This is a genomic window from Vibrio sp. 1641 (assembly GCF_033339995.1).
In the GTDB taxonomy this organism is placed as follows: domain Bacteria; phylum Pseudomonadota; class Gammaproteobacteria; order Enterobacterales; family Vibrionaceae; genus Vibrio; species Vibrio alginolyticus.
The window spans coordinates 1-748 of sequence record NZ_JAWOVP010000139.1 but is presented as its reverse complement, the minus strand read 5'-3'; the positions used below and the strand labels follow the sequence as shown (position 1 = coordinate 748).

Sequence of the window (748 nt, the reverse complement as noted above, 5' to 3'; positions counted from 1 at the left end):
TGTATTTGTCAACACAAAAACCAATCCGAGGATCGAGAGCTTACTCACTTTGTCCAACTTGAAAGGTTTGTTCTATTTTGAGGATGATTTCGACAAGGTAAAGATGGGGCTAAAAGGCATTTTGAACGGAGAGAATTGGCTCTCTCGCGATATTCTCAATCAACTGATTGGCCACCTATTGAGCCTAAACAATACCGTCGGTGAGCTAGAAACGAAACTCGAAATGGAACTGACCCGTCGTGAGATGCAAGTGCTCTCCGCACTGTGTCAGGGTGGCTCAAACCTTGATATTGCCGACTCGCTCTTTGTCAGTGAGCACACGGTTAAATCCCACCTCTATAGTATTTTCCGTAAGCTCGAAGTCAAAAACCGCATGCAGGCCATCACGTGGGCAAAACGTAATTTGCTCTAGTGTGAAACAACAAAGGGAGCATGGAAGCCCCCTTTCAACGTTGAGTTTGTGTTTACTGCATCAAATGGTAAACCCGTAATGATGCCGACATCGCGGCCAGATCGTCTCCCAAAAACTCAATCGTTACAGGCTGGTTCGCCAGAAGAGTGAGGCTGGAATCACTAAAACGACCTTGGGTATCACACTCCACATGCACAAAGAAAGCAGGCTTATCCGCAACCAATGTAATTTGGCAGCCCTCAATCGAGACATCAATATTGGCTTTTGCCATCGGCAAAGTTTTCAGCTCATGAGTGCAAAACCATGTGTTGCTTATTCTGTCTTCACCGATTTGCG

2 protein-coding genes are annotated in these 748 nt (G+C 45.9%); one reads left to right on the top strand and one right to left on the bottom strand.

Annotated features, from left to right (window positions below; genetic code table 11):
- A partial coding sequence (locus tag R7Z47_RS24670; protein ID WP_318130741.1) for a LuxR C-terminal-related transcriptional regulator occupies window positions 1-412 on the top strand: 412 nt, incomplete at its 5' end.
- 52 nt (window positions 413-464) lie between these two features.
- On the opposite strand, the gene R7Z47_RS24665 is transcribed toward R7Z47_RS24670, so the two are convergent.
- Window positions 465-748: glycoside hydrolase family 2 protein (locus R7Z47_RS24665; RefSeq protein ID WP_318130740.1), on the bottom strand; the 284-nt coding region annotated here is incomplete at its 5' end.